The sequence below is a fragment of the Bradyrhizobium sp. CAR08 genome, assembly GCF_052871955.1.
Window position 1 is genome coordinate 64455 of record NZ_JBIXJX010000020.1, and the last position, 21952, is coordinate 86406.

24 protein-coding genes and 1 tRNA gene are annotated in these 21952 nt (G+C 65.1%); 17 read left to right on the plus strand and 8 right to left on the minus strand.

From position 1 onward, the window contains the following. Positions 1 to 11 precede the first annotated feature (11 nt). Positions 12 to 1076, minus strand: a complete 1065-nt coding sequence (locus ACIPUD_RS32205; RefSeq protein ID WP_247820925.1) for an acyl-CoA dehydrogenase family protein — start codon at positions 1074 to 1076, stop codon at positions 12 to 14. 238 nt (positions 1077 to 1314) lie between these two features. Between ACIPUD_RS32205 and ACIPUD_RS32210 the strand changes: the two genes are divergently transcribed. Continuing rightward, the gene (locus ACIPUD_RS32210) at positions 1315 to 2100 is read left to right on the plus strand and encodes an SDR family NAD(P)-dependent oxidoreductase (RefSeq protein WP_085358831.1); all 786 of its coding nucleotides are present in this window, start codon (positions 1315 to 1317) and stop codon (positions 2098 to 2100) included. A gap of 183 nt (positions 2101 to 2283) precedes the next feature. Here the strand turns inward: ACIPUD_RS32210 and ACIPUD_RS32215 are convergent, their stop codons facing one another. Both ACIPUD_RS32215 and ACIPUD_RS32220 read right to left on the minus strand, forming a co-directional pair. Next, complete coding sequence (locus ACIPUD_RS32215; protein ID WP_085384090.1) at positions 2284 to 2556, minus strand: GlsB/YeaQ/YmgE family stress response membrane protein; 273 nt, start codon at positions 2554 to 2556, stop codon at positions 2284 to 2286. 30 nt (positions 2557 to 2586) lie between these two features. Continuing rightward, a complete protein-coding gene (locus tag ACIPUD_RS32220) occupies positions 2587 to 3168 on the minus strand; it encodes a YidB family protein (RefSeq protein ID WP_026232432.1) in 582 nt (193 codons plus the stop codon). A gap of 158 nt (positions 3169 to 3326) precedes the next feature. On the opposite strand from ACIPUD_RS32220, the gene ACIPUD_RS32225 reads away from it, so the two are divergent. Beyond that, on the plus strand, positions 3327 to 4334 hold the full coding sequence (locus ACIPUD_RS32225; RefSeq protein WP_446482255.1) for a 2-dehydropantoate 2-reductase: 1008 nt from the start codon (positions 3327 to 3329) through the stop codon (positions 4332 to 4334). A gap of 28 nt (positions 4335 to 4362) precedes the next feature. Continuing rightward, on the plus strand, positions 4363 to 4578 hold the full coding sequence (locus tag ACIPUD_RS32230; RefSeq protein WP_083926313.1) for a hypothetical protein: 216 nt from the start codon (positions 4363 to 4365) through the stop codon (positions 4576 to 4578). A 117-nt stretch (positions 4579 to 4695) separates the two neighbouring features. Here the strand turns inward: ACIPUD_RS32230 and ACIPUD_RS32235 are convergent, their stop codons facing one another. Further along, positions 4696 to 5328, minus strand: coding sequence for a hypothetical protein (locus ACIPUD_RS32235; protein ID WP_018452973.1), 633 nt, complete (start codon positions 5326 to 5328; stop codon positions 4696 to 4698). 208 nt (positions 5329 to 5536) lie between these two features. On the opposite strand from ACIPUD_RS32235, the gene ACIPUD_RS32240 reads away from it, so the two are divergent. From ACIPUD_RS32240 to ACIPUD_RS32265, 6 genes are all read left to right on the plus strand, one after another. Beyond that, positions 5537 to 7054, plus strand: coding sequence for an AMP-binding protein (locus tag ACIPUD_RS32240; protein ID WP_446482256.1), 1518 nt, complete (start codon positions 5537 to 5539; stop codon positions 7052 to 7054). Between the two features lie 26 nt (positions 7055 to 7080). After that, positions 7081 to 7719 (plus strand): RraA family protein, encoded by a 639-nt coding sequence (locus ACIPUD_RS32245; protein WP_204514026.1) that lies wholly within the window; start codon positions 7081 to 7083, stop codon positions 7717 to 7719. 26 nt (positions 7720 to 7745) lie between these two features. Beyond that, positions 7746 to 8117 (plus strand): cupin domain-containing protein, encoded by a 372-nt coding sequence (locus tag ACIPUD_RS32250; protein ID WP_018452976.1) that lies wholly within the window; start codon positions 7746 to 7748, stop codon positions 8115 to 8117. Between the two features lie 48 nt (positions 8118 to 8165). Next, a complete protein-coding gene (locus tag ACIPUD_RS32255) occupies positions 8166 to 9122 on the plus strand; it encodes a tripartite tricarboxylate transporter substrate-binding protein (protein ID WP_018452977.1) in 957 nt (318 codons plus the stop codon). Between the two features lie 97 nt (positions 9123 to 9219). Next, positions 9220 to 9296, plus strand: a tRNA-Arg gene (locus tag ACIPUD_RS32260). 124 nt (positions 9297 to 9420) lie between these two features. Then, complete coding sequence (locus tag ACIPUD_RS32265) at positions 9421 to 10560, plus strand: amidohydrolase/deacetylase family metallohydrolase (RefSeq protein ID WP_018452978.1); 1140 nt, start codon at positions 9421 to 9423, stop codon at positions 10558 to 10560. A 26-nt stretch (positions 10561 to 10586) separates the two neighbouring features. On the opposite strand, the gene ACIPUD_RS32270 is transcribed toward ACIPUD_RS32265, so the two are convergent. Continuing rightward, a complete protein-coding gene (locus ACIPUD_RS32270; RefSeq protein ID WP_018452979.1) occupies positions 10587 to 11732 on the minus strand; it encodes an acyl-CoA dehydrogenase family protein in 1146 nt (381 codons plus the stop codon). Between the two features lie 121 nt (positions 11733 to 11853). On the opposite strand from ACIPUD_RS32270, the gene ACIPUD_RS32275 reads away from it, so the two are divergent. Beyond that, the gene (locus ACIPUD_RS32275) at positions 11854 to 12552 is read left to right on the plus strand and encodes an alpha/beta hydrolase family protein (RefSeq protein ID WP_446482257.1); all 699 of its coding nucleotides are present in this window, start codon (positions 11854 to 11856) and stop codon (positions 12550 to 12552) included. A gap of 4 nt (positions 12553 to 12556) precedes the next feature. On the opposite strand, the gene ACIPUD_RS32280 is transcribed toward ACIPUD_RS32275, so the two are convergent. Next, positions 12557 to 13531 (minus strand): ketopantoate reductase family protein, encoded by a 975-nt coding sequence (locus tag ACIPUD_RS32280; RefSeq protein WP_446482258.1) that lies wholly within the window; start codon positions 13529 to 13531, stop codon positions 12557 to 12559. A 154-nt stretch (positions 13532 to 13685) separates the two neighbouring features. On the opposite strand from ACIPUD_RS32280, the gene ACIPUD_RS32285 reads away from it, so the two are divergent. Further along, a complete protein-coding gene (locus ACIPUD_RS32285) occupies positions 13686 to 14489 on the plus strand; it encodes an enoyl-CoA hydratase-related protein (protein WP_085351611.1) in 804 nt (267 codons plus the stop codon). A gap of 47 nt (positions 14490 to 14536) precedes the next feature. Here the strand turns inward: ACIPUD_RS32285 and ACIPUD_RS32290 are convergent, their stop codons facing one another. Continuing rightward, positions 14537 to 15421 (minus strand): LysR family transcriptional regulator, encoded by an 885-nt coding sequence (locus ACIPUD_RS32290; protein ID WP_018452983.1) that lies wholly within the window; start codon positions 15419 to 15421, stop codon positions 14537 to 14539. 113 nt (positions 15422 to 15534) lie between these two features. Between ACIPUD_RS32290 and ACIPUD_RS32295 the strand changes: the two genes are divergently transcribed. From ACIPUD_RS32295 to ACIPUD_RS32310, 4 genes are read left to right on the plus strand one after another with little or no spacing between them, the layout of a single operon-like run. After that, on the plus strand, positions 15535 to 16899 hold the full coding sequence (locus ACIPUD_RS32295; RefSeq protein ID WP_018452984.1) for an FAD-dependent oxidoreductase: 1365 nt from the start codon (positions 15535 to 15537) through the stop codon (positions 16897 to 16899). 34 nt (positions 16900 to 16933) lie between these two features. Further along, positions 16934 to 17938: an ABC transporter substrate-binding protein gene (locus ACIPUD_RS32300; RefSeq protein ID WP_018452985.1), complete on the plus strand. Its 1005-nt coding sequence runs from the start codon at positions 16934 to 16936 to the stop codon at positions 17936 to 17938. A gap of 16 nt (positions 17939 to 17954) precedes the next feature. Then, positions 17955 to 18728, plus strand: coding sequence for an ABC transporter ATP-binding protein (locus ACIPUD_RS32305; protein ID WP_247299209.1), 774 nt, complete (start codon positions 17955 to 17957; stop codon positions 18726 to 18728). Continuing rightward, positions 18721 to 19545: an ABC transporter permease gene (locus ACIPUD_RS32310; protein WP_018452987.1), complete on the plus strand. Its 825-nt coding sequence runs from the start codon at positions 18721 to 18723 to the stop codon at positions 19543 to 19545. The genes ACIPUD_RS32305 and ACIPUD_RS32310 overlap by 8 nt, the downstream gene beginning before the upstream one ends. A gap of 108 nt (positions 19546 to 19653) precedes the next feature. On the opposite strand, the gene gtdA is transcribed toward ACIPUD_RS32310, so the two are convergent. Then, entirely contained in the window at positions 19654 to 20694 is a 1041-nt protein-coding gene (gtdA, locus tag ACIPUD_RS32315; protein WP_018452988.1) for a gentisate 1,2-dioxygenase, read from the minus strand. Between the two features lie 90 nt (positions 20695 to 20784). Between gtdA and maiA the strand changes: the two genes are divergently transcribed. Both maiA and ACIPUD_RS32325 read left to right on the plus strand, forming a co-directional pair. After that, the gene (gene maiA, locus ACIPUD_RS32320) at positions 20785 to 21417 is read left to right on the plus strand and encodes a maleylacetoacetate isomerase (protein WP_018452989.1); all 633 of its coding nucleotides are present in this window, start codon (positions 20785 to 20787) and stop codon (positions 21415 to 21417) included. Next, a complete protein-coding gene (locus ACIPUD_RS32325) occupies positions 21407 to 21919 on the plus strand; it encodes a MarR family winged helix-turn-helix transcriptional regulator (protein ID WP_018452990.1) in 513 nt (170 codons plus the stop codon). The genes maiA and ACIPUD_RS32325 overlap by 11 nt, the downstream gene beginning before the upstream one ends. Positions 21920 to 21952: the final 33 nt, after the last annotated feature.

The window sequence follows — 21952 nt, forward strand, 5'->3', positions numbered from 1 at the left end:
CTCGTCCCTGATCAGCGCGAAGCCACGAGCGGCCACAATTCGTCGGCGCCGCGGTTGGCAATGAGCTTGCCGAGCTCGACGGCCCAGTGGCTTTCCGAACCGAAATCGTCGCGCCAGGCAAGCGCCCGCAGCGAATAGCGGTGCAGGATGTGCTCCAGGGTGAAGCCGATCGCGCCATGGACCTGGTGCGCAATGGCGCCGCCCTTTTCCGCAGCTTCCGCGCAGCGGATCTTTGCGGAGGCGGCTTCGAGATAGACCGCGTCATCGAACGACTTTGCGTTGGCGATGGCGTCGGCCGCGGAAGTCGCAGCCGCAAGCGCAGCAGCCGACTCGCCGGCGAGGCGGGCGAGATTGTGCTGCACCGCCTGGAATTTGGAGATTTTCTTCTCGAAGGCGACGCGCTCGTTGGAATAGCGCACGGAGATGTCGAGCATCGATTCCAGCGCGCCCGCGATCTGAAGGCTACGCGCGACGCCGCCCATCAGCATCATTGTGGTCTGGTCAAAGCCGCTCGGGGCGGGCTTGATGGTGACGGGCTGGACCTTGTCGAGCGTGACGGTGTCGCTGTGGTCGTAGCCGACATTGAGTCCGGTCTCGATCCGACCCTTGCTCGCATCGACCAGCGCGACCGAGACGCCGTCCTTGCCGTGGGCCAGCAGTGCGAAGTGCTTTGCCGCCTTTGCGAAGGGCACGCCGCGGGCGCGGCCGGAGAGCGCACCATCGGCATCGCGGGTGATGCGATCCTTGGGCGACGCCGGCAGCACCGTCATCTCCCCCTCCGGGGAAGCGATCTTCGCCTGCGCCAGCAGCCAGCCGGCCAGCATGGTCTCGGCCAGGGGAACCGCGACTGCGAAACGGCCGGCCGCGTTCAGCAGCGCAAAGCCGTCGGCCAGACTCGCGCCGGAGCCGCCGAGATCGTCGGGCACCCAGGCCAGCGGCAGGCCGGCCTCGCTCAGCGCCTGCCACAGCGGCGCCTGCCACGAATCCTTCTTGTCGTTGTTGACGGTCTGCGGATCGGCGAGATCGGCGAAGATTTTCTCCGCGGTCTCGACGACGATATTGTCACTCTCCGCCACAGCGTTCCCCGTGTTTTGCCATTGGCGCATCCGGCCCCAGTGGGGCGGGCGCGCAGGTTCTTCTTGCGCCCGATGATCCAAAAAAGCCATGGCCCTGACAAGCGCTGATCGCAGGTCAACCTGCGGCGCGGGCATGGGCGATGAGCTAATTCCGCCTAGCGGAGTTTGCTCGATTTGCAGGGCGCGGCAAACTCGCTAAACAGAACGTCGATACTCAATCAAGGGGAAGGAAATCCGGATGGCAAAGGACAGTTTGTGCGCAATCGTGACGGGGTCCGCCTCCGGCCTGGGTGCTGCGACCGCGGAAATTCTCGCACGGAGCGGGGCGCGGCTCGTCATCAACTATTCCTCGAGCCAGAAGGAAGCGGAGGCGACCGCGGAGCATTGCCGCAAGGCGGGCTCACCGGAAGTTCTGGTCGCGCAGGGCGACGTCTCGAAGGATGACGATTGCCGCAAGATTGTCGCGGCAGCTGGCGGCTGGGGCCGGCTCGACGTGCTCGTCAACAATGCCGGCACCACCAAGCATGTCGTCCATGCCGATCTCGACGGATTGTCGGCGGAAGATTTCCAGCGCCTGTACGGCGTCAACACCATCGGCCCGTTCCAGATGGTGCGCGCGGCGCGCAGCCTGCTCGAGGCCGGCGCCAAAGCTTCTGGGCGGCCGTCCGCCGTGGTCAACATCTCCTCGGTCGCCGGCATCAGCGGCGTCGGATCGTCGATCGCATACGCCGCGAGCAAGGGCGCGCTCAACACCATGACGCTGTCGCTGTCGCGCGCGCTGGCGCCGCTGATCCGCGTCAACACGGTATGCCCGGGCTATATCGATACACCCTGGTTCACCAAGGGCCGCGGCGAGGCGGGCGCCAAGCAGGTGCGCGACAGCGTCGTGGCGAAGGTGCCGCTGAAGGTCGCGTCATCGGCGGAAGACATCGCGCAGCTCGTCTGTTTCCTGGCGATGCCGGCCTCCAGCAACATGACCGGCGAAGTCGTGCGCATGGATGCGGGGATGCATTTGGTGACGTGATCGCGCGGCACATTCTCTCCACGTCGTCGCCGGGCTTGACCCGGCCTCCGCTCTCTCCACGTCATGGCCGGGCTTGACCCGGCCATCCACGTGTCGCCGCGCGGATCAAAAAACGTGGATGCCCGGGTCAAGCCCGGGCATGACGATGAGGTGGCGGTGTGCCGCTTTCCGCGTTTTGAAGCGTCACCCCTTGATCACGCCGCTCGCCACCAGCCGGTGCCAGATGAACAGCACCACCACGGCGCCGATGGTGGCCATGATGAATCCTGCACCCTGGTCGGGGCCGTAATGACCGATGGCCTGGCCGATGAAGGTCGCGAGAAACGCGCCGGCGATGCCGAGGATGGTGGTGAGGATGAAGCCGCTCGGATTGTTCGGTCCCGGCGCCAGCCAACGCGCGATGAGGCCGGCGACGAAGCCGACGACGATGATCCACAACAAGCCACCCATGCTCATGTCCGTGCTCCCCTCGTTTGACTAAACCAATCAGACTCTGCCCGCGATCTCTTGCTCGGTCGGCAGCCGTCCGTCCGGCGTCAGATGGTCGACCACCTGCGGCAGATATTGGCTGAGGCCCGAGAGCAACTCGTCACGCGACAGGCCGCTTTGGGCGGACAGGCTCTCGATCTGGTCGGCGCCGAGCGCATTGGCGAGATCGCCTGGAGCGATCGCCTTGTTCTCGCCCTTGCCGACCCAGGTATTGGCAGTATCGCCATGACCGCTGTGCTGAAGCTGGTTGAGGAGATCGCCGAGCCCGCCGCTGAGCACGCTGCCGGCCGCGCCGCCCGCGAGCAGGCCGCCAAGGCCGCCCTTCAACAGGTCGCCGAGGCCACCACCAGCGCCTGCATTCACCGGCGGGGGGAGATGCGTCGGCGTCGGTGCCGGGGACGGCTGCGGCGCGCTGCCGCTCTGGTTGCCGCTCATATGCTTGAATGCCTTCCAGGCGAGCAGGCCAAGCAGCGCCATGGTCATGGGCGACATGCCGCCACTGGATGAGGATTGTGAACTCGGCGTGCTTGGCCCGCGCGGGCCGTTCTGCATGCCGTTGAGGACGTCGAGCAAACCCATGGCGTTCTCCCTTGGCGCTTTGTTGCCGGTAACAAGCCCCGTTCGAAAACATATGAGGCCGTCATGACGGTTACAAGGCGATTGCGCCGCAACTGCGGGAATGGGCAGCAGACACAGCCTCTGCTATCGAGGGCGGATCGTTGAGGGGGCAAGCCAAGATGATGACGGATCGACCGATCGTGGTGGCCGGCGCGGGCGCCATCGGATGTTTTGTCGGCGGCACCCTGGCGGCTGCCGGTCGCCGCGTCGCGTTCCTGGTGCGACCGCGGGTGAAGGCCGAGATCGAGCGGTTCGGTCTGCTTCTGACCGATTTCGACGGCTCCGAGAAGAAGCTCGATCCGGGCCAACTCGCGCTATCGGAAGATCCCGCGATCTTGCACAGCGCCGGCATCGTGCTGGTCACGGTGAAGAGCGCCGACACGGCAGCTGTCGCCAAGCAGATCGCGCAGCATGCGCCGCAGGACGCTGTCATCGTCTCGCTGCAAAACGGCGTCGGCAACGTCGCGGTGCTGCGCGATCGCCTCGGCGATCGCCGCGTGCTCGCCGGCATGGTGCCTTTCAACGTGGTCGGGATGGGCGAGGGCCGCTTCCACCGCTCGACCTCTGGCGACATTCATGTTGGCCAGGATGACACGAACGCGGCCGCAGCTCTGTCGGTGCCGGGGCTCACGATGCGCGCGAGCCGCGACATCACCGGCGTGCAATGGGGCAAGCTGATCATCAATTTGAACAACGCGCTCAGCGCCTTGTCCGACATGCCCCTCGCTGCGCAATTGGCGAACCGCGAATGGCGAAGGTTGTTCGCCGATCAGATGGCGGAGGGGCTGGCTGCGATGAGGGCCGCCGGCATCACACCGGTCGCGGCGACGCCGATCCCGTCGTCCTGGACGCCCGCCTTGCTGAGACTGCCTGATCCGATTTTCGACCTGATCCTGGGAAGGACCATGAAGATCGATCCCGAGGCGCGTTCCTCGATGTGGCAGGATTTGAAGCAGGGCCGCAAGACCGAGATCGACTATCTCCAGGGCGCGATCATCGCCCTCGCCGAACAGAACAGTGTCGACGTGCCGCTGTCGCGCCGCATTGTTGCGCTGATCAACGAGGCTGAGGCCGCGGGCAAGGGTCCGCCGCGGCTGACGCCGCAGCAGGTTCGCGGCGCTGCATGAGTTCACGCCGGCTGACGGGAGACGTGCGATGAAACGTTGTTTGACGATCGGGGTCGTGCTCGCCGCCTTATGTGCAGCTTCCACGTTTGCTCAGGCAAGGCCGCCGACCGTCACGAATTCGCCCGGCTATGACGCGCGCCTGAAGGAGAGTCGTTCGCAGTTGGGTAGTTCACCGACAACAACGGCGCCGGTGAATGCGCCGGTTGCTCAACCGAAGCGCAGCAAGAAGAAGCACACGAACTGAGGCTAGGAGACGGATCCCCGCCCAGTTCGTCATTGCGAGCGTAGCGAAGCAATCCAGACTGCCTCCGCGGAGAGATGCTGGATTGCTTCGCTGCGCTCGCAATGACGGCGACGCAGCTCAGCCCTTCTTCGCGGGCTTGCTCGGCGTCGGGCTGAACAGCTTCTTGATGTCGTTCAATCCATCCGACAGCCGCGGCCATTCGCAGGAGAACGAGCCCTTGGTGCAGGGTGTGCCCTTCGGCCGCGGCCGCGCGTCGCCGATGGCGGCCTGCTGGACTTTCGGCCGCTCGACCGGCACGGGCACGCGCTCGACCTCGGTTCGCAACGCGACCCGCTGGAGCTGCTGCACCTGTTGTTCCTGCTGCTCGCGCTGCTGGCGCGCGGTGGCCTGCGCGGCTTCATTGCTGCGGCGCTGATTGGCGAGATAGGCGGTGTAGGATTCGTCGATCTTCTTCTGCTCCTCCGGCGTCGGATTGGGCCCGGCGATGTCGAAGCTGCGGTCCTGGAGGAAATCGTAATAGGAATAGCCGCCGCCCGCCTTGCGCCGGCCGGCGAATTTGGCGTTGCAGTCGGCAAGCGCAGCCGTCTTCTCGGATTTGGTCGTAGCTTTCTCGGCGGCGTCGGCGCAGGCCTCGAAGTCAACAGGCGCGCGCTTCCACCATTGTGCCTGGGCATGCGACGGCGCCAGCAGGAAAAATCCTGCTGCAGCAACGACAAGCGCCGCACGACGCGATGCAACTACGTCCGACATTCTACGAGAGCATTCCTTGCAAAACTCAACCCGAACTGAGTCGGGCTGATTTTTGCCCCTTTATGGCCTGCTTGTCACCCATGGAACCCGGGAATTTCATGGCTGTGATGCTGACATTTTTTGCTTGACGTGGCGCAGGAGTCACAGCGTCACTTCATCCTGCGCTCGCCTCATCGGCGACGCCAAGAATACGAAGTGGAAACGCCTCATGCTGCTGCGCCTGTCCGATGTGCCGCGCTGGTACGCCGAACGCAAACCGCAAGGCACGATCGCCGTCCGTCACGGGCAGGATACGCTGACATGGGACGCGCTCGAACGCGGCGCCAACCGGCGCGCGCGGGCGTTCATGGCCAAGGGTGTCAAGCCCGGCGACTTTGTCGCGATCGGTTTGCCCAACTGCAATGCGTTTTTCGAGACCTCGTTTGCAGTGTGGAAATGCGGAGCGACGCCGACCTCGTTGTCATGGCGGCTGCCGCGCGGCGAAGCCGCCGCGGTGCTCGACATCCTGAAGCCGGCGCTGGTGGTCGGCGGCGAAGCCGACTGGAACGCGCCGAACCGTCTGCCCGCGGATTTCGTGCCGGAAGGGTTTTCGGACGAGCCGCTCACCGCACCGGTGGCGCGCTATTGGAAAGCCATGACCAGCGGCGGATCGACCGGCCGCCCGAAGGTGATCCTCGATCACCAGCCGGCGGTGATCGACACGGTCGCCGCGCCGCCGCTCAACATCCCCTTCGGGGTCTCGTTGCTCAATCCCGGTCCGCTCTATCACAATGCGCCGTTCATCGTGTCGCACTACGCGCTGTTCACCGGCGGCCAGCTCACCGGCCTCGTCAAGTTCGACGCCGAGGAGGCGCTGCGGCAAATTGCGCGCGAGCGCGTGCAATGGGTCAATTTCGTGCCGACCATGATGCACCGGATCTGGGCGCTCCCGGAGCACGTGCGCAACGCCTACGATGTGTCGAGCCTGCAAACCGTCTTCCACATGGCCGCTCCGATGCCACCCTGGCTGAAGGAGAACTGGATCGCCTGGCTCGGGCCTGAGCGGATCTGGGAGCTCTATGGCGGCACCGAGCGACAGGGCTCCTGCATCATCTCCGGCAAGGAATGGCTGACGCACCAGGGCTCGGTCGGCAAGATCGGCGAGACGGCGCGCTTGCGCATCATCGGCGAGGACGGCAACGACGTTGCGCCGGGTGAGACCGGCGAGATTTACTTCCTCAACAATGACGGCAATGACGCCACCTATCACTATCTCGGCGCCGAGCCGAAGCGCCGCGCCGACGGCTGGGAATCGCTGGGCGATATCGGCAGGCTGGATGCGGAAGGCTACCTTTATCTCGGTGACCGCCTCGCCGACATGGTGCTGCGCGGCGGCGCCAACATCTATCCCGCCGAGGTCGAAGCTGCCGTCTCCGCCTGTCCGGGCGTGCGCTCCTGCGTGGTGGTGGGATTGCCCGATCCGGAATTGGGCCAGCGCGTGCACGCCATCATCGAGCCGGAGAGCGATGCGGACGGCCAAGCCATCGCCGACGGAATGGCGGATTTCCTCAAAGACAGGCTCAGCCGCTACAAGCACCCGGAGAGCTTCGAGATCGTCACCGTCCCACCACGCGACGATTCCGGTAAAGTTCGCCGCACGCTGTTGCGCGACGAGCGCGCGGCGTGGATGAAGGAGGGGCGCGCGTTCCGGATTTGGCCGGCGAAGGCGCGGGCGGACGCCGATTAAGAGAATTCATGGGAAGGACCGAGATTATGACCATCACCATCGCCGCGAACGCTGTGCCGAAGCCGCCGGCCGCGATCATCGAGGGCTTTCGCGGTGCGCCGACCCCGGTCATTTCGGACAATCTCGGCCGGCTGCCGGGCGCCGTGGGGCTCAAACCCTATCATCGCGGTGCCAAGCTGGTGGGCACGGCCTTCACGGTCCGCACCCGTCCCGGTGACAATCTCGCCATCCACCGCGCGCTCGAGCTGGTGGGCCCCGGCGACGTCATCGTGGTCGATGGCGGCGGCGACGAGACCCGCGCGCTGGTCGGTGAGATCATGAAGAACATCGCGCAATGGCGCAAAGCCGAAGGCTACGTCATCGACGGCGCGATCCGCGACGTCGCGGCGTTCGCTGCCGATGACTTTCCCTGCTATGCCCGCGCGGTGATCCACCGCGGCCCTTACAAGAACGGCCCCGGCGAGATCAACGTGCCTGTTTCGATCGGCGGCAGCGTGATCTCGCCCGGCGACATCGTCGTCGGAGACGAGGACGGCGTGGTGTCGTTTGCCGCCGCCGGTGCCGCGGCGCTGCTCGACGCCGTGCGAGCCCAGGTCGCGCGCGAGGAGGAGACGCTGAAGGCGATCCGCGAGGGCCGTTATCAAGGCTCGTATGGCAAATCCTGATCAGCGAGAATGAAGAGGAGGGCGGCGTGAGCCAGCAGGACGAATTCCACAATCTCGACGATAACGGCGACGGGTTGTTTCGCGAGCTCGCGGCAGGGGTGACCACGCGCATCTTCTCCGGCGAGCAGGCGATGCTGTCGGTGGTGACGCTGGCGCCGCATGCGCAAGGCACGCTGCACCATCATCCCGAGGAGCAGTGGGGCGTGCTGCTCGACGGCTCCGCCATCCGCGTCCAGGGTGATGAGGAGATTGCCGTGAAGAAAGGCGACTTCTGGCGCACGCCGGGTAATGTGCCGCACACCATGCGCGCCGGCCCCGACGGCGCCCGCGTGCTGGACATCTTCAGTCCGCCGCGGCCAGAATACAGAAAAGCGGGATCCGGTTTCGGGACCACTTAAAGCGCCAAAGAGCAAAAGCCGGGCGCGAGAAAACAGGGGAGGGATACCATGACGATCACACGACGGACGCTGCTGGCAGCGCCGGCTATTCTCGCGATGACGCCGGCGTTGGCGCAGGCTTCAAAAATCACACTGGTGGTGCCGTTTCCGCCGGGCGGATCCACCGATGCGATGGCGCGGCTGCTCCAGAGCCATCTGCAAACCAAGCTCAACCGCATCGTCATTGTCGAGAACAAGTCGGGCGCGGCAGGCGCGCTCGGCGCGGCGCAGGTCGCCAAGAGCCCGCCTGACGGCTCGACGTTCCTGGTCACCTTCGATTCCCATGCGGTGATCCCCTCCATCCTCGACAAGCCGCCCGTCGATGTCGAGCGCGAGCTAATGCCGGTGTTGCTGGTCGGCACCGCGCCTTACGTGATCGCTGCCGGTGCAGGCCGCCCCTACAAGAGCTTTGCCGACGTGGTGGCGGCCTGCAAGGCGACGCCCGGCGCGGTGAAATATGCCTCCGTCGGCATCGGCACGCTCGGCCATCTCGCCATGACCGTGCTCGGCAACAAGGCCGGCGTCGAGATCATGCACGTGCCCTATCGCGGCGGAGGCCCCGCAATGAACGACGTGCTCGGCGGCCATGTCGACCTGATCGCGGGATCTGCGGCGCTGGTCGCAGCCCAGCTCGGCACCAACATGCTGCGTCCGATCCTGCAGCTCGGCCGCGAGCGGCTGCCGGGCCTGCCGGATACGCCGACCGCGATCGAGGCGGGCTTTCCGGATTTCGAGACGCTGGCCTGGTGGGGCATCTTCGCGCCCACCGGCACGCCGCCGGACATCGTCGCAGGCCTCGCGACGGCGTCCAAGGAGATCCTGAGCGAGCCCGCGACCGCCGCCCAGCTCAAGGAAACGCAGCAGATGACGCTGCTGCTCGAGGACGCTCCCGCCTTCAAGACCTTCTTCGACAAGCAGGTCGCCATTTGGGGCAAGGTGGTCAAGGACAACAATATCCGGGCATGAGATGACCGGCAGCCCTCCGCATTGAGCAACGCGGAGGGCTTCCGATCCCCCTTCCGCTTTGATATGAAGCCCCGGTAACCCGCTCTGCGGGTTCCGCGGTCCCGTAGCTCAGCCGGATAGAGCGACGGTTTCCTAAACCGTAGGTCGGAAGTTCGAGTCTTCCCGGGATCGCCAGTTTTTCAGTGAGCAATCGTCGCGTTTGATACGCTCGTCGGCGCAAAAATTGCTAGAAGCGCGAAGCTTCCTCCTGGCCCGGGCTGACTGCCGCCCCGCCTCGCTGCCATATCCGGAGACGACAATGCCTTTCGATTTGATCCTGCGCGGCGGCCGTGTGGTCGACCCGTCCCAGAAGCTCGACGCCGTGACCGATGTCGCCTTTTCCGGCGGCAAGGTCGCGGCGATCGGCAGTGGGCTCAAGGCGGATCCGGGCACCGAGGTGCGCGACGTCTCTCGCTACATCGTGACGCCGGGACTGATCGATCTCCACACCCATGTCTATTGGGGCGGCACGTCGCTCGGCATCGACGCCGAGGAGTTCTGCCGTCTTTCCGGCGTCACCACCGCGGTCGATACCGGCAGTGCGGGGCCGGGCAATTTCGCGGGCTTCCGCAAGCATGTGATCGAGCCGAGCCAGGTTCGTATCCTCGCTTATCTGCATGTCTCGCATGCCGGCATTTTCGGCTTCTCGCACCGGATCATGGTCGGCGAGAGCGAGGAGCTGCGGCTGATGAATCCGATCGAGGCGGCCAAGGTGGCCGACGCCAACCGCGATCTCATCGTCGGCATCAAGGTGCGCGTGGGGCTGCATTCCTCGGGCACGTCGGGCGTCGTGCCGCTCGACATCGCGCTCGAGGTCGCGAACGAGGTCGGCATGCCCCTGATGGCGCATATCGATCATCCGCCGCCGAGCTACGAGGAGGTGCTGGCGCGCCTGCGCCCCGGCGACGTGCTCACCCATGCGTTCCGTCCCTTCCCCAACACGCCTGCGACCGCGCAGGGCACGGTGAAGCGGGCGGTGCTCGACGCCCGCGAGCGCGGCGTGCTGTTCGACATCGGCCACGGCAAGGGCTCGTTCGCATTCAAGACCGCGCGTGCGATGCTCGCCAACGGCTTCTATCCCGACACCATCTCGTCCGACATTCATCAGCTCTGCATCGACGGCCCGGCCTTCGATCAGGTGACGACCCTGTCGAAATTCCTGTGCATGGGCATGCCGCTGTCCGACGTCATCGCAACCTCGACCGTCAACGCCGCGATGGCGCTGCGGCGCCCCGAGCTCGGCAGCCTCAAGCCGGGCAGCGTCGGCGACGCCACGCTGATCTCGGTGAGGGAAGGCCAGTTCGACTATGAGGACGTCGTCGGCGAGCACCTGATCGGCGACCGCAAGATCGTCTCCGAAGGCGTCGTGATCGGCGGCCGGTGGTGGCATCCGAATTGAGCGGCAGGCCGTTCACGCCGGCTTGATTACAACGACCTCGCGATCAACAGCTTCATGATCTCGTTCGTCCCGCCATAGATCTTCTGGATGCGGGAATCGATGAAGATGCGCGAGATCGGATATTCCTGCATATAGCCGTAGCCGCCGAACAGCTGCAGGCATTCGTCGGCGGTCTCGACCTGCTTCTCCGAGCACCAATATTTCGCCATCGACGCCGTGACGGTGTCGAGGTCCTTTGCGACCAGCCGCTCGATGCACCAGTCGACGAAGACGCGCGCGATCATCGCTTCGGTCTTGCGCTCGGCGAGCTTGAAGGCGGTGTTCTGGAAATCCATCAGCGGCTTGCCGAAGGCCTTGCGCTCCTTGGTGTAGTCGACGGTGAGTTTTATCGCGCGCTCCATAGCCGCGACCGCGCCGACCGCGAGCGCGAGGCGCTCCTGCGGCAATTGCTGCATCAGCTGCACGAAGCCCTGGCCTTCCTCGCCGCCGAGCAAATTGTCCGGCGGCACCGCGACGTTGTCGAAGAACAGCTCAGACGTGTCGGAGGCATGCAGGCCGATCTTGTCGAGGTTGCGCCCGCGCTTGTATCCATCCGCGCCTGACGTTTCGACCACGATCAGCGAAATGCCCTTGGCGCCGACATCGCCGGTGCGTGCGACCACGATGACGAGATCGGCGGCCTGGCCGTTGGTGATGAAAGTCTTCTGCCCGTTGATGACGTAGGAATTGCCCTGCTTCCTGGCCGTGGTCTTGACAGCCTGCAAATCCGAGCCGGTGCCGGGCTCGGTCATGGCGATGGCGCCGACCATCTCGCCCGAGGCCATCTTCGGCAGCCAGCGCTTTTTCTGCTCCTCCGAGCCGTAATTGAGGATGTAGTGCGCGACGATGGCGCTGTGCACGGAGACGCCGGTCGTCAGCTCCGGCACCGTGCTTTCGAGGTCGTCGAGGACGGCGGCATCATAGGCGAAGGTGGCACCAAGGCCGCCATATTCCTCCGGCACGCTTGCCAGCAGCGCGCCCATCTCGCCGAGCCCGCGCCAGGCGAAGCGGTCGACCATCTTCTGCTCGCGCCATTTTTCGGCATGCGGTGCCAGATCCTTGGCAAGATACTTCCGGAACTGATCGCGGAAGATTTCGAGCTCTTCGGTCATCCAGGAGGAGCGGTAGGACATGGTCACCTCGGTCAATGCGGCTTGTCGGCCTGGTTAGGCCAGGATTTGGCGGCAATTATTGTGTTTTCAGGCTGTGCCGGTGACGCTACCAAGGCGGCCGGAGCAGCGTCTATCGGGATGGTTGATTGTGGCTGTCAAAATTCAAACCGTCAAAACCAAAGAGCTCAAGCTCGACATCGCGCGCATCGGCACGGTCTCCGCGATCTTGATGCAGCCGGACAGGGCGCGCGCCTGCTACGTTCTGGCCCATGGTGCCGGTGCAGGGATGCGGCATGCATCGATGGACAAGATTGCGGAGGGGCTCGCTGCTCGCGACATCGCAACCTTCCGCTTCAATTTTCCCTACATGGAAAACAAGCAGGGCCGTCCCGACCAGCCTGCGGTCGCCCACGCCACGATCCGCGTGGCAGTCGAGGAAGCCGCGCGGCTCTGCCCGGGTGTGATGCTCGTTGCGGGTGGAAAATCCTTCGGCGGGCGCATGACCTCGCAGGCGCAGTCCAAGGCTCCGCTGCCTGATGTCAAAGGGCTCGCCTTCCTCGGTTTTCCCCTGCACGCCGACAAGAAGCCGTCGACGGAGCGCGCCGAGCATCTCGCCCGTGTCGAGATCCCGATGCTGTTCCTGCAAGGCACCCGCGACGGGCTCGCCGATCTCGGCCTCCTCAAGCCGGTCATCGCCGCTCTTGCCCCGAAGGCGACGCTGCATGAGATTGAAGGCGGCGATCACTCCTTCGCGGTGCTGAAAAAGTCCGGCCGCACCAATGAAGAGGCGCTGACAGAGGTGCTTGATACGCTCGCGGCCTGGATCGACAGCCTCGCCTGAAATCTCACGCCGAATATAGCCCCTTGTCGCGCGCCTTCTGGATCGCGAGCGCGGCGATCAAGTCGAGCGTCGGCGTCGACAGGCCGGCGGTGCGCGCGAAGGCTTGGGGCGCCTTTACCAGGACGTCGATCTCCATGGCGCGGCCGAGCTCGTAATCCTGCAGCAGCGACGGCTTGTGGTTGGGGGCGGGGCCGCTGCGTGATACGCGCTTGACCTCGGGGATAAAATGCTGAGCGATCTCGTTGGCCTCGTTCAGCATCCGCGGGATGACCTCGGCGAACGCAGGGTCATCGCGCACGCCGCGCGCGGTCTGGCCGGTGAGCAGGCACAGCACCGACAGCGACATGTTGGTCAGCAGCTTTGACCAGATCGCCTCGCGGATCTCGGCGACCGGCGGCGATTCCAGTCGTGCGTCGCTGAAGACACCGCGGAGCATCGTGATGCGTTCGCAATTGCGATCGTCGCATTCGCCGATCAGCAGGCGGTTGCGGTCCGGCGTCAGGTTCTGCACCACGCCGGGCGCGATCACCTCGTTGGAGGAGAAGACTACGCCGCCGACGATCCGCTCTTTCGGAATGCAGGCGCGCAGGCGTCCGCCCGGGTCGAGGAAGGAAATGTCCGGCGGGGTCGGGTGCCGCGGCGGCAGGCCGATCCGGTACCACCAGGGAATGCCGTTCTGCGCGAACACGATCGCGGTGTTGTCCTGCAGCAGCGGCTTGAGACTGGAGACCAGCCCGGTCAACGCGGTCGCCTTCAAGGTGCTGATCACGACGTCCTGCGGGCCGAGCTGGGCCGGATCGCCGGAGGCGTTCACCTTGGCGGAGACCTCGGAATCGCCGACGCGCAGCTTGAGGCCGTTGGCCCGGACCGCCTCCAGGTGCGCGCCCCGCATCACGCACGAGACCTCGTGGCCGGCGCGGGCCAACCGAACTGCAAGATGGCTGCCGACGGCGCCCGCGCCGAAAATGCAGATGCGCATGTGATGTCCGTCCCTGATCCCTTGATGCCGCCCCGCGGCAGCATGACACAAGCCGCCATGCGATGGACGCGGCTGCCCTACGCTCGAAAGATATGGATCAGGGCGCGGAGCCTCGGTCATAGTGCGCGCCAAACAAACGAGCGGAGGAACACCGATGACCGACAGCCCCGTCCTGTGGACCCTGGATGCGCGTGGGGTTGCGACCGTCACGTTGAACCGGCCGGAGGTTAACAATGCCTATGACGGCGCGTTGATCGCAGGCGTGCTCGCGGCCATGGACGATCTCGGCAGCAAGCCCAACCTTCGCGTCGTCGTGCTCAAGGGCAATGGCAAGCATTTCCAGGCTGGCGCCGACCTCAAATGGATCAACGGCGTGCGGCCGCAATCGAGCGAGGCGAACGAGGCCGCGTCGCGGGCGACGTTCGAGGCCGTGCAGCGGCTCAATACGCTGGCTATCCCGACGGTCGCGCTGGTGCAGGGCGGCTGCTTTGGCGGCGGCACCGGCGTGATCGCGGCCTGCGACGTCGTGATCGCGGCCGACAACGCGCTGTTCTCGATCACCGAAGTGCGCTGGGGCCTGACCGCGGCCATCATCATCCCGCAGCTCTGCGATGCCATTGGTGTACGGCAAGTCCGCCGCTACGCGCTGACAGGTGAACGTTTCGGCGCCGAGGACGCCCGTCGTATCGGCCTCGTCCACGAGGTGGTGCCGCTCGCCGATCTCGACGCCGCCGGCGCCAAGGTGGTCGAGCAGTTGCTTGCCAACGGATCGGAGGCGATGGCCGAGACCAAGCGGCTCGCGCTGGAAAGTTCGTTCGGCGGCATGGCGGTGGACGATGCGGCTTACAAGCGGCTCGTGCATCTGCATTCGCTGAAGCGACAGAGCGCGGAAGCCGCCGAGGGGCTGGCGTCGTTCGCGGAAAAGCGCGCCGCGAATTGGGCAGGTGCTAAAAGCTGAACGCGAGTAGCCCGGATTACGCTTCGCTCCATCCGGGCTACGGGCTTTTACAGCGACGTCGCGAGTGACCTTTTCAGCAAAGTGAGCAGCGCCTGTACCGCGGCGGCATTGCGCCGCCGTTCAGGGATCGCAGCCTTCACCCACAATTCCGGAATCGGAAACTCGCGCAGCACCGGCTTGAGCGCGCCGTCGCGCAAGGCGCCCGCGACGAGATAGTCCGATATCAACACAATGCCGTTGCCGGCGATGGCGCTGCGCGCCAGCACTTGGCCCTCGTTGCAGGACAGCAGCGGACTGACCTGGACGCTGATGCGGCCGCGCGGCCCGTCAAAGATCCATTCGGGGCCGGTCGGTAGAAAGCTGAGGCAGCGATGATCGACCAGATCACGCGGATGTTTTGGCGTGCCGTGTTTCTTCAAATAGGCAGGCGAGGCGCAGAGCAGCCGCTTCAGCGGGCACAAGGGTTCGTCGACGACACCGCCAAAGGAATGCGGGAAGGCGCCGATGGCGATGTCAAAGCCTTCGGTGACGGGATCGACCGGACGGTCGAACAGCACGATCTCGAGCTTGAGCCGCGGGTTCTGGGTCTGGAAGGCGGTGAAGACGTCCGCAAGCCGCGCGACCGTCAGCGAGGTCGGGGCCTTGATGCGCAGATGATCGACGAGATCGTGGCCCTTCTCGCCCATGCGCGACAGCAGATCGGCGGCGTCGGTGACGACGCCGCGGGCGCGATGCACGTAGCGCTGGCCGGCCTCGGTCAGCCGCAATTGCCGGGTCGAGCGATGAAACAGTGGCGTGCCGATCCGCGCCTCCAGCTGCGTGACGCGCTTGGCGACCACCGACGTCGAGACGCCGAGTTTTCGCGCGGCCGCGGAGAAGCCGGTGGCGTCGGCGGTCGCGAGGAACGCCTGAAGGTTTACCAGGATGTCCATCTTCGGCCTTTCGCGATTCGAGAAAGGTGATCGCCTATTTTGGCGGATTGTAGCTCGATCCGGGTTAATTCATAGTCCGGCCCAAGCAAAGGATTTCAGGGACAGGACGCGCCATGCAGGCCATGACGATCGAAGAACCGGCGCGCCAGGTGCCGCTTTACGGCGAATATGAAGTCGTCGTCCTCGGCGGCGGTCCGGCCGGCATCGTGGCGGCGGCCTCAAGCGCACGCGCGGGACGGAAGACGCTGCTGATCGAGCGGTACGGCTTCCTTGGCGGCATGGGCACCGCCGCAGGCGTCACCAATTTCTGCGGCCTGCACGGCAATGTCCACGGCGAGGCCCACCGGCTGGTGCAGGGCATGGCGTCGGAGTTGCTGGCGCGGATCGATCGCTTGAACGGCCTCAACGCGCCGCATCTGATTCTCGGCAAGGTCTTCGCCCAGGCCTACGACACCGCCGCCTACAAGATCGCGGCCGACCAACTGCTCGCCAGTCACAAGGTGCACATCCTTTTCCACGCGCTTGGTGCCGGTGTGGTGATGGGCGCTAACAGCCGCATCGATGCGCTGATGGTCGAGACCAAGGCCGGCCGGCAGGCGGTGCGATCGGAGATCTTCATCGATTGCTCCGGCGACGGCGATCTCGCGGTTTGGGCCGGCGCGCCGTTCGAATTCGGCGACGAGCACGGTCATCCGATGTATCCCTCGATGATGCTCCGTCTCAACAACATCGACCCGGAGAGGGCAGGCGAAGCCTGGCGGACCATTCCGCAATTGATGGAGCAGGCCACCGCCGCCGGCACCCACACATTCCCGCGCAAGAGCGCGATCGTGCGGCCGCAGAAGTCCGGCATCGAATGGCGGGTGAATTTTACGCAAGTGGCGCGCGAGGACGGCCATGCCATCAACGGCATCGAGCCTGATGATCTCACCCGCGGCGAGATCGAGGGCCGCAAGCAGGCGCTGGCTGCGTTCGAATTCCTGCGCACCGTGCCGGGCTTTGAAAAATCCTACATCGTCGACCTGCCGCCGCAGCTCGGCATCCGCGAAACCCGCCGCATCACGGGCGGCTATCAGCTCAGCGGCGAGGACGTGCTCGGCTGCGCTTCGTTCGAGGATTCCATCGGGGTCAATGGCTGGCCGATCGAGGCCCATGTCCCCGGCGACGTCGTCTTCACCTTCCCGCCGATCCCGGAATCGCGCGGCTATAACGAGCTGCCTTACCGCATGCTGGTGCCCGAAGGCGTCGATAATCTGCTGGTCGCCGGCCGCTGCGCCTCGATGACCCATGAGGGCCAATCGGCGGCCCGGGTCTCCGGTGCCTGTTTCGTGATGGGGGAGGCGGCCGGTTCCGCGGCAGCGCTGGCGCTCTCCGGAAACCGGATCCCGCGTGACATCCCCGTTGAAAAGCTGCAGGAAACGTTGAAACAACAGGGCGCCTTTATCGGACGGGACCAGCCCGTGCCTGAAGGCCTGTAACCGACTGCAAGATATCGACGGCGGAGGAAACGAAATGATCGGGATTGTGCGGCTCGCGCTAGCTGGCCTGATGGCGATCACAGCAATGGGCACGGCCCGAGCCGAGGACGCGCTGAAGGCCAGGATCGGCGTGCTCAGGCTATCTTCCTCCGCGCCGGTGTTCATCGCGCAGGACAAGGGCTATTTCCGCGAGGCCGGCCTCGAGGTCGAGCTGAAATTCTTCGACGCGGCGCAGCCGATCGCGGTGGCGACGACCTCGGGCGACATCGATTTCGGCGTCACCGCCTTCACCGCAGGTCTTTACAATCTCGCCGGCAAGGGCGTGCTCAAGGTGATCGGCGGCATGAGCCGCGAGAAGGCTGGTTATCCCCTGATCGGCTATTTCGCCAGCAACAACGCCTATGCGAGCGGTCTGAAGACGCCGAAGGACCTCGCGGGCAAGCGCGTGGCGATGACGCAGGTTGGCTCCTCCTTTCACTATTCGCTCGGCCTGCTTGCCGACAAATACGGTTTCAAGCTCGCCGACGTGAAGATTGTGCCGCTGCAATCGCTGTCGAATGCGGCGGCCGCGCTGAAGGGCGAGACCGTGGATGCAGCGCTGCTGCCGATCTCCACCGCGCGAAAGCTGATGGACGACGGTGGTGCGAAGTTTCTCGGCTGGGTCGGCGACGAGACACCCTGGCAATTGGGCGCGGTGTTCGCCTCGCCGAAGACGCTGACCAACAAGGTGCTGGTGACGAAGCTGCTCGGCGCCTTGGCAAAGGCCGACCGCGAATATCACGACGTCATCCTCGCCGCGATGAAGGACGGTGTCGCGCCGATCAATGACAAGACAAAGCCGCTGCTGGAGATCATCGCCAAATATACGAACCTCCCGGTCGAGCAGGTGGTCGGCAACTGCGCCTATATCGATCCCGACGGCAAGCTGGATGTGAAGAACGTCGACAACCAGATCAAATGGCTCCAGGAGCAGGGTTTTGCCGACAAGGGCTTCGACGCGAATGCGATCATCGCCAAGGAATTCGTGAAGGCGGATTGAGAGTAGAACGCAGTCCATGGACCTGATCGCCAACCACATCACCCATCGCTTCGGCGATCTCGCCGTGCTCGACAACGTCTCGTTCACCGTCAGCGCGGGCGAGGTGGTGGCGATCGTGGGGCCGTCGGGCTGCGGCAAGAGCACGTTGCTGTCGATCCTCGGCGGGCTGTTGCTGCCGACCTCCGGCGCGCCCGAGCTGCGTGGATCGCCGCCGGCGGACAGCCTCAATCCGCTCACCTTCGTGTTCCAGGACTTTGCGCTGCTGCCCTGGGCGAATGTGGAGGAGAACGTCGAATTCCCGCTGCTGCACACCCAGCTCTCGGCCGTGCAGCGCCGCGCGCTGGTCGAGGACGCCTTGCGCCGCACCGGCCTGACCGATTTTCGCAAAACCTATCCAAAGCAGCTTTCCGGCGGCATGCGCCAGCGCGTCGGCATTTCGCGCGCGCTCGCGGTCAGGCCGGCCATTCTCCTGATGGACGAGCCATTGTCGGCGTTGGATTCGCAGACCCGCGAACTGCTGATGGAGGATTTCGTCCGGCTGCTCGCCGATGGCGGCATGGGCGCCGTGTATGTCACGCATAATCTCGAAGAGGCGGCGAGGCTTGCCGACCGCATCGTGGTGCTGTCGCGGCGCCCTGGCCGTATTCGCGAGGTCGTGAGCGTGCCGATGACGCGCACTGAGCGCGGTGACATTGCAGCCCGTGAAAAGCTGCTCGCGCTTCAGAACCAGATCTGGTCGCTGATCCGCAACGAGGCGATCGATGCCGAGCGCGAGGTCCAGCATGCTTGATCGCGCTCCGGCGGGAACATCGACGAAGGATGAAGCGGTCCGGCGCGTCCGCTTTCGCGGCGCCGGCTTCGTGCCGGCGAGCAGCCGTTTCGGCGGCTGGATCGCGCTCGCGCTGGTCATTGCGATCTGGCAGGCCGCCGGCAGCACCGGCCTGGTCAATCCGCTATTCCTGCCACCGCCATCGGCGATCGCGCGGGCGATCTACCAGCTCGCGATCTCGGGTGCGCTGTGGCAGCACCTTTCCGCGTCGCTCCTGCGCATCGGTGTCGGCTGGCTGCTCGGCACGGCAGCCGGTGTCGCCGTTGGCTTTGCCATCGGCCTGTCGCGTCTGGCGCGCAGCGTCGGCATCACCTTCATCTCGGCGCTGTTCCCGATCCCGAAGATCGCGCTGCTGCCGCTGTTGATCCTCTGGCTCGGCATCGGTGAAGAGCCGAAGATCGCGACCATTGCGCTCGGGGTGTTCTTCTCGACCGCGATCTCGGTCTATAGCGGCGTCGACGCGGTGCCGCGCAACCTCATCCGCATGGCGCAGAGCTTCAACGTGCCGTTCGCCACCATCGTGCGCAAGGTGGTCTGGCCGGGCGCGCTGCCCGCGATCCTCGCCGGCTTCCGTATCACCTCGTCGGTGGCGCTGCTGCTCGTCGTCAGCGCCGAGATGATCGGCGCGCAGTACGGCATCGGCGCGTTCGTGCTGCAGGCTGGCAATTTGATGCAGACGGATCAGCTGCTCGCGGGCGTGGTGATTTTGTCGGTGTTTGGGTTGATGGTGGGGAGGGTGATCAACTGGCTGGAGACGCGGCTGTTGCACTGGCGGTGAGGTTTACTCCGTCATTGCGAGCGCAGCGAAGCAATCCAGACTGTCGCCGCGGAAAGATTCTGGATTGCTTCGCTGCGCTCGCAATGACGATGCTACCAGCAGCGTACCTCACGCATTCCCGCGATCCTCCCGGAACAAATCCAGCTTCTGCTGCACGGGGCGATCCGAGAAGCTGAACAGCACCGCATCCATATCAGCCTCGTGCGTGACCCATTGCCAGCTCGGCACCACGAACAAATCGCGCGGGCCCCATTCGAACGTCGCATCCCCGATGCGGGTACGGCCGTGGCCCTCGATCGGACAGAACACCGTCGCGTCCGTCGCGCGATAGCGCGCGGTCTTGAAGCCCTTCGGCAGCAGCTGGATGAACGTGCCGATGGTCGGCATCGCGAAGTCGCCGGTCTCGGGGTTGCTGAATTTCAGCTTCAGCCCGTGACAGGCATCCCACTCCTGGCTCGCGCGAGCCTTCTCCAGTGCCTCGCGCGTGTAGGCATAGGGATAGCTGAAGATCGGGGAAGTCTTCGAGCTCCGCTTCACGTCGACCGGCAGCAGATTGTGGCCGTAGCGTGCAAAGCTGTCGCCGGCCGGCCTTGTAATCTTCTGCTGATCCTCGTTGGAGCCTTCCGCGAAAGAGCAGTCGAAGAACTGCACCAGCGGAATGTCGAGACCGTCGAGCCAGAACATCGGCTGGTCGGTCTCGTTGGAATGATCGTGCCAGGTCATCGACGGCGTGATGATGAAGTCGCCGGGCTCCATCGCGGTGCGCTCGCCGTCCACGGCGGTGTGGGCGCCCTTGCCTTCGAGCACGAAGCGCAGTGCCGATTGGCTGTGCCGGTGCGCGGGCGCGACGTCGCCGGGCACCACCATCTGCACGCCGGCATAGAGCGACGTGGTGATTTTCGACTGTCCGCGCAGGCCGGGGTTTTCCAGAACCAGCACGCGCCGCTCGGCCTCTTTCGCCGTGATCAGCTTGCCGGCTTCGGTCATGTAGTCGCGGATGATGTCGAACTTCCACAGATGCGGCCGGCAGGCGCTCTTCGGCTCCGGCGTGATCAAATCGCTCATGACCGTCCAGAGCGCGGTGAGATTCTCGCCGTCGATCTTCTTGTAGAACGCCTCGCGTTCCGGCGTCTTGGTCACGGCTTCCATGGTGCGGCTCCCGTCGCTTTGTTGATTGACAGTATACTTACGATCTGGGTAGCGTCAACGTGCGAACAAGAACGAAACGGGAGGGTTCCGATGAAGCTGCACGGCTATTTCCGCTCCAGCGCCGCCTACCGGGTACGCATCGCGCTGAACCTCAAAGGCCGCGGTGCCGAGCACCTGCCGCATCATCTTCGCAAGGGCGAGCAATGTGCGCCAGCCTATCTCGCCATCAATCCGCAAGGCCTGGTGCCGGCGCTGGAGAACGATGCGGGCGCAGTGCTGACCCAATCGGTCGCCATCATCGAATGGCTCGACGAGACCCATCCCAACCCGCCCCTGTTGCCGAGGGATGCGTTGCAGCGCGCCAAGGTGAGGGCGTTCGCGCTGGCGATCGCCTGCGACACTCACCCCGTGCAGAACTTGAAGGTGCTGGCGCGGCTGCGCGAGCTCGGCCTTGCCGAGGAGAAGGTTCAGGACTGGGCGGCCTGGGTCAACCGCGAGGGGCTCGCGGCGTGCGAGACGCTGATCAGAAACGAGCCGGGCCCGTTCTGCTTCGGGGATGTGCCGACGCTCGCCGATCTCTGTCTTGTGCCGCAGCTCGCCAATGCGCGCCGCTTCGGCGTCGACGTCTCCGCCTATCCGCGCCTGCTTGAAGCGGAAGCTGCGGCCAAGGCCCTGCCGGCGTTCGTCAACGCCGCGCCGGAGAAGCAGCCCGATGCCGAGTAAGCCTGCCCCTCCAATCACGATAGACGCGGTCTATGCGGCGCCGGGCTATCTGTTCCGGCGCATGCAGCAGATCGCGGTCTCGATCTTCATGGAGGAGTGCAAGGCGTTCGACCTCACGCCGGTGCAATACGCGGCGCTGATCGCGATCCACACCCACCCCGGCATCGACGCGACGCGGCTGTCCGCGGTGATCGCCTTCGATCGCTCCACGCTCGGCAGCGTGATCGAGCGGCTTCAGGCCAAGGATTTCGTCGAGCGCAGGCCGGCGCCGGAAGACAAGCGGATCAAGCTGCTCTATTTGACCAAATCAGGCGCGGCGATCCTGCGCGACATCATTCCCGCCGTCGAACGCGCCCAGGCGCGGATGCTCGAGCCGCTCAAGCCAGCGGACCGCAAGGCGCTTATGGGGCTCCTGGCGCAGCTCGTCGATCTCAACAACGAGGCGTCGCGGGTGCCGCTCCGGGCGGAGGACGCGATGGAGCATCTGGGGAAGGCACCTTAATCCTGGTTGTCATCGCCCGCCTTCGCGGGCGAT